The sequence below is a fragment of the Devosia sp. genome (assembly GCF_034675085.1).
Classification (GTDB): Bacteria; Pseudomonadota; Alphaproteobacteria; order Rhizobiales; family Devosiaceae; genus Devosia.
In genome coordinates this window covers 1-5,772 of record NZ_JAUCDN010000212.1, presented here as the reverse complement: position 1 = coordinate 5,772, position 5,772 = coordinate 1, and the positions used below count along the sequence as shown (strand labels likewise).

Here is a 5,772-nt window from a genome sequence, read left to right as displayed (position 1 = left end):
CCATCGACGCCCATCGCCTGCTGCTGGAGCTTCATGTCGATGAAGCCGAGCTTGCCCGTCGCCGCGCCGCCTGGACGCCCCCTGCCCCGCGCTACACCAGCGGGGTCCTGGCCAAGTTCGCCGCCCTTGCCCGCCCCGCCGATGAAGGCGCTTTAAGCGGCTGATCCCCCAGCTCAATAGGAGAAACACATGAGCGATATCTGGCTTTCCACCCTCAAGACCGCGACCCCGCAGGAAGGGTTCGAGCTGGCCACCAAGCTGGCCCGCGTCGGCGTCAAGGCCACCCAGCCCTCCGCCGAAATCCGCGACAAGCTGCGTGCCGCCTATGAGCAGGACACCACCCAGCTTATCGCCTCCTCGCAGGTCATCGCCCTGCATTTCCAGACTGTCGCCGCCGCCAATAATTACTGGCGCGCCTGACGCGCCGTCAGGCTTCGACCAGCCGCAACAGGGCGCCCACGGCCACCCCATAGCCGGTGGCGCCCAGCCCTGCCATCACCGCATCGGCCCGCATGGACACATAGGAGCGGTGATAGATCGGCTCGCGCTTGTGGATGTTGGAGATGTGGAACTCGATCACCGGCCCCTCGAACATCTTGAGCGCGTCGAGCAGGGCCAGCGAGGTGAAGGTGAAGGCAGCGGGGTTGATGAGGATGCCGGCCGCTTCGTCAATGGCCTCGTGCACCCAGTCGATAAGCGCTTCCTCGCTGTTGGTCTGGCGGAAAACCACGGGTCTTTCGCCCGCGGCCTCCACGCAGATGGCCTCAACCTCGGCGAGCGTGGTGGTGCCGTAGATATGGGGCTCGCGCTTGCCCAGGCGGTTGAGGTTGGGGCCGTTCAGGACATAGATCGGCTTCATGGCGTGACCCCCGCATAGCCGAACAGGCGCGGCAGCCACAGCACGGTTTCGGGCACGAAGGTGAACAGCACCAGGGCGCCGATCATCGCCCACAAAAAGGGCATGACGTCCCCGATGATGGCGCGCATGGGCGAGCCCGAAATGCGCGTCATGATGAAGAGCAGCAGCCCATAGGGCGGGGTGATCAGCCCCAGCATGATGTTGACCACCGCCACCACGCCGAAATGCACCAGGTCGATCCCCAGCGCCTGCGCGGTGGGAATGAGCACGGGCACGATGACCAGCAGGATGGTGGTGCCTTCGAGCACGCAGCCCAGGATCAGCAGGATGATGTTGACGATGATCAGGAACAGCACCGGGCTGAGATCCCACGAGAGCAGGATGGCGCTGATGGTGCGGGGAATGTTCTCGATGGTCACCACATAGTTGAACACCAGCGCCCCGGCGATCAGCATGCCGATGGACGCCGTGGTCTTGGCGCTGAGCAGCACCGATCGATAGAGCTCGCCCGGCTTGACCGCACGGTAGAAGAGTGCCGAGACGATCAGCGCATAGGCGGCGGCGACGGCGGCGGCCTCGGTGGGCGTGGTGATGCCGCCATAGATGCCATACATCAGCACGATGGGCATGAAGAGCACCGGCAGGGCTTCCCAGGTCATGCGCGGCAGCTGGCGCACCGGCACCGGCGCTTCCACCGGAAAATTCTTCACCCGCGCCGTGACGGCGATCTGCACCATCATGATGCCGGCCATGATGAGGCCGGGAATGACCCCGCCCAGGAACAGGAAGCCGATGGAGGTATCGGCCACCAGCGCATAGAGCACCATGGGAATGGAGGGCGGGATGATGGGGCCTATGACGGCGGTGACGGCGGTAAGGGCCGCCGCGTAGCTGGGCGTGTATTTGCCGTCCTTGGTCATCATGTACTGCATCATCTTGCCCGAGCCGGCGGCGTCGGCGACGGCCGAGCCCGACATGCCGGCGAAGACGATGGATTGCAGCACGTTGACCTGCGCCAGCCCGCCGCGGAACCGGCCCACCAGCGCGTCGCACCATTTGAGCAGGCGTTCCGACAGGGTGCCCGAATTCATGATCTCGGCGGCCAGGATGAACAGCGGCACCGCCAGCATGATGTAGTTGGAATACATGCCGTTGAGGAATTGCTCGGCGGCGATGCCCATGTCCTGCCCGCGCATGAGCAGATAGAGGATGGAGCCGCAGATCATGGAGAGCCCCATGGGCAGGCCGAGAAAGGCCAGGAGCGTGATGAGCCCCAGCGCCAGGCCGAAAGCCAGAGAGATTGTCATATGCCCGAACTCGCCTTGGTGGGGTCGAACTCTTCGCTGCCCCTGCCCCACACGGCCTGCCAGCACAGATGGAGCTGGCGCACGATCATGGCGAGCGCGAAGACGCCGTAGATGGAATAGAGATAGTCGAAGCGGATCTTGAGATAGGCCGTCTTTTCCACCTTCATGAAGGCGATGTAGTCGATGACCGCCGGCAGCGAGATGGTGAACAGCGCCACCAGCGTCAGGCTGCTGGCCACGATCATGGCGCGGCGGATATTCGGAGTGACGGCGCTGTAGAGGATGTCGAAGCGGATTTCCTCGCTGTCGCGCACGACGAAGGCGGTGCCGAACAGCACCATCCACAGCCACATCACCACGCTGATCTCATGCGTCCAGCCGATCGGCAGGTTGAGCAGGTAGCGGAAGACGATCTGGACGATGAAGACGATGAACATGGTCGCCAGCATGGCGGCGAGCAGGTTTTCGGCGCGGGCATAGAGCCACTGGCCGGCGGAATGCAGGATTGGGGGCATGTATGGGGCTCCAGGGTCGCGGGGCATCGGCGGGCCGGCGGCGCGGACGAAAAAGGCGGCGCTTGCGGGCGCCGCCCCCAGCTCAGAGCTTAGAGCGCGTTGATGCGGTCGACCACGCCTTCGGGCCAGTCCTTGGCCAGGTCGGATTCGAGATATTTCTGCTGCGCATAGGCGCGGAAGGCAGCAAGGTCCGGCTCATAGACGTTCAGGCCCGCGCTCTTGAAGCGCTCCATCAGCTCGGCCTCGCGCTTCAGGTGCTCGTTCTGGCTGAAGTCGATCGCCACGTTGGCGGCCTCCTGGAAAGAAGCCTGCTGCTCGGGCGACATGGCGTCCCAGCTGGCCTTGTTGATGACCAGCAGGTCGAAGCCGACGAGGTGCGAGGTGAGCACAACCTGCTTCATCACCTCGTAGAACTTCATGTTCTCGACATTGGGAAGCGGGTTGTCCTGGCCGTCGATGGCGCCCGTCTGCAAGCCCGTATAGACCTCGGCATAGGCCATGGGCGTGGGATTGGCGCCGATGGCGGTGCCCAGGAACTGCCAGGCATCGCCCCCCGGCATGCGCAGCTTGATGCCGGCCATGTCGGCGGGCGTGGTGATCTTCTTGTCGTTGATGAGGCCGACCTGGCGGGCGCCGAAATAGGTCGGGCCGAGAATATGGATGCCCAGTTGCTCCTCGGCCATCTTCTTGAATTCCCCCCCGACATCGCTGTCGAAGAAGGTGCGCAGATGCGCCGCGTCGCGGAAGAGATAGGCCGAGGTCAGCACCGACCAGGCCGGAATCTGGTTGGAAATATCCTGCGGGGCGATATTGCCCATTTCCAGGTTGCCGCGCTGCAAGGCCACCAGCTCGGTGCCCTGCTTGAACAGGTTGCCGCCCAGATAGGTTTCGATGGTGAAGTCATCGGCCACCTGCGAGGCGAGCAGCTTCATCATCTCCGCCCGGATGTCCTGCTCGGAAAACACGGCCGAGAAGCGCAGGGCCGGCTTGTCCTGCGCCAGGGCGGGGAATGCCGCCGCCAGCAGGATGCCGCCGACCAGGAGCGCGCGGCGGGAAAGTGAGATCGTCATGGATGGTCCTCCCTTGAGCGCCAGGCGCCCGTTGTTACGCGCCGGATTGACCGGAAAACCGCCTTGCGCTTTTCGACCCGGCTCGAGCCGGCAGCCTCCCGCCACCGGTCGAAGCGCACTTTGTACGAAACAGTTCGTCCATGTCAATGCAAGCTCCGGCGCAAAAATCCGCCTGCATTGTTTTTATCTCATGATTGGTTATATATCAGATGATTTTGATTATACCAGACGCCAAATCATGCCCGACACCCTCCCCTCCGCGCCCACCATCGGTGAAGCCACCTATCTCCGGCTCAAGCAGGACATCATCGCCTGCACCCTGATGCCGGGGCATAAGCTGCGTCTCGAAGCGCTCAAGGAGCAGTACGAGGCCGGCATCAGTACGCTGCGGGAGATCCTCAACCGGCTCGCCAGTGAATCGCTGGTGGTGGCCGAGGGACAAAAGGGGTTCGCGGTGGCGCCGGCCACGGCGCAGGATCTGCGCGAGATCGCCGATCTGCGGTTGCTGCTCGAAAGCCATGCGCTGGAGCTTTCCTTTGCGCGCGGCGATCTCGATTGGGAAGGCCGGGTGGTGGCGGCTCACTACAAACTGGCGGCCACCGAGCGCAAACTGCTCGCGGGGCAGGAAAGGCACACCATCAACTGGGTGCGGTATGACTTCGCCTTTCACAACGCGCTGATCTCGGCCTGCGGCTCGCGGGTGCTGCTCGACATGCACGCCTCGGTTTTCGACCGCTTCCTGCGCTATCACATGCTGGGTGCCAGTTTCCGGGGCAAGGGCGTGGTGGACGATCACAAGGCGCTTTTCGAGATAGCCCTCAAGCGCGACACCGCCGGCGCCCTGGCCATGCTCGCCAGCCACGTCAATCGCGGCGTCGCGCACGTCCTCTCCACCGGCCGGCTCGACCCGGCATAGCTGGGTACAACCGGAGACTGGGTGGCATGGCAGAGCGCCCAAGGGCCTCCTGTCTATGCGTATGCGAAGTAGGCTGACCAGCAACAGATATGGTGGGAGCAAAACTGTTTCACAGTTTTGCCGGGAGCGCTCCGGCAGGCGCGACGGAAGACATCGGAATATCGATTTCGATCCTCAGTCCATCTGCTTCCCAGTATCGGTTTACCGTCCCTTGCATCTGCCCCTCCACCATCAGGGCGAGGAGCCTTGACCCGAAGCCACGTTTAGCGGACGGCTCGTCGGTCGCAGGTTTTCCGGTTTCCTTCCAGCTTGCCTTAAGGCGCTCGCCTTCCAAACGTGTCGTCAATCGAACATGACCAGTGGGGACCGAAAGCGCGCCATGTTTGGCGGCGTTGGTGGCAAGCTCATGGAAAATCAACGCAAAGGATGTCGCGGCGCCTTCGCCGAACTGGATATCCTGCCCCTCGAACGACAGGCGCGAGGTTTGACTACCCGAATAGGGACTGAGGAGGCTTTGCAGCAGCGAATGAAGGGTCTGCGCCGGCAGAACTCCGGGCGTGGGGCGCACGAAATCATGGGCCGTGCTGAGCGCCGCAATCCTAGCGGCGAGGTCAGCCGTATAGGAGTTGATATCGCGGGCAGAGCGGGCCGACAAGTTGATCAACGCGCCAAATACCGCGAACAGGTTCTTAATGCGATGGTTGAGTTCGTGCGCGATGATTTCTCGCTCGGCAGCGATTAACCTGCTTTCATGGATGTCTGTGCTGGTCCCGAACCAGCGGGTGATCTGGCCGTCACCATCCTCTTGAGGCATGGCCATCACCCGAAGCCATCGATACTCGCCGCTGCGATGACGGAAGCGGTATTCGATGTCGTACGCCTCTCCCGTTGCAAGCGCCCTGTCCCAGGCGTCGAATACGCGCTCCCTGTCGTCAGGATGGATCAGATTTCTCCAGATATCATTGTCCGGTGCAGCCGGATCCAGGCCGGTGAAGTCGTACCATCTGCAGCTGAAATAATCATGCTGCCCATCGCCGCCTGAACTCCAAATGTGTTGATTGTCGCCAGGAACTGACCCGGGATTGTCATTGAGAAGTGACCCGGT

8 protein-coding genes are annotated in these 5,772 nt (G+C 62.8%); 3 read left to right on the top strand and 5 right to left on the bottom strand.

From position 1 onward, the window contains the following. The first annotated feature begins 2 nt into the window (after nt 1–2). Both VDP82_RS12885 and VDP82_RS12880 read left to right on the top strand, forming a co-directional pair. Nucleotides 3–164 (top strand): dihydroxy-acid dehydratase, encoded by a 162-nt coding sequence (locus tag VDP82_RS12885; RefSeq protein WP_323015251.1) that lies wholly within the window; start codon nt 3–5, stop codon nt 162–164. Between the two features lie 25 nt (nt 165–189). After that, complete coding sequence (locus tag VDP82_RS12880; protein ID WP_323015250.1) at nt 190–420, top strand: hexameric tyrosine-coordinated heme protein; 231 nt, start codon at nt 190–192, stop codon at nt 418–420. A 7-nt stretch (nt 421–427) separates the two neighbouring features. Here the strand turns inward: VDP82_RS12880 and VDP82_RS12875 are convergent, their stop codons facing one another. The 4 genes from VDP82_RS12875 to dctP form a co-directional block, all read right to left on the bottom strand. Next, nucleotides 428–859, bottom strand: coding sequence for a type II 3-dehydroquinate dehydratase (locus VDP82_RS12875; RefSeq protein WP_323015249.1), 432 nt, complete (start codon nt 857–859; stop codon nt 428–430). Next, the gene (locus VDP82_RS12870; protein WP_323015248.1) at nt 856–2,166 is read right to left on the bottom strand and encodes a TRAP transporter large permease; all 1,311 of its coding nucleotides are present in this window, start codon (nt 2,164–2,166) and stop codon (nt 856–858) included. Before VDP82_RS12870 ends, VDP82_RS12875 begins: the two co-directional genes overlap by 4 nt. After that, complete coding sequence (locus VDP82_RS12865; protein WP_323015247.1) at nt 2,163–2,681, bottom strand: TRAP transporter small permease; 519 nt, start codon at nt 2,679–2,681, stop codon at nt 2,163–2,165. Before VDP82_RS12865 ends, VDP82_RS12870 begins: the two co-directional genes overlap by 4 nt. Before the next feature lie 89 nt (nt 2,682–2,770). Then, complete coding sequence (gene dctP / locus VDP82_RS12860; RefSeq protein ID WP_323015246.1) at nt 2,771–3,751, bottom strand: TRAP transporter substrate-binding protein DctP; 981 nt, start codon at nt 3,749–3,751, stop codon at nt 2,771–2,773. Nucleotides 3,752–3,989: 238 nt separating this feature from the next. Between dctP and VDP82_RS12855 the strand changes: the two genes are divergently transcribed. Further along, on the top strand, nt 3,990–4,667 hold the full coding sequence (locus VDP82_RS12855; protein ID WP_323015245.1) for a GntR family transcriptional regulator: 678 nt from the start codon (nt 3,990–3,992) through the stop codon (nt 4,665–4,667). Between the two features lie 109 nt (nt 4,668–4,776). Here VDP82_RS12855 and VDP82_RS12850 read toward each other — a convergent pair. Further along, a partial coding sequence (locus VDP82_RS12850; RefSeq protein WP_323015244.1) for a PAS domain-containing protein occupies nt 4,777–5,772 on the bottom strand: 996 nt, incomplete at its 5' end.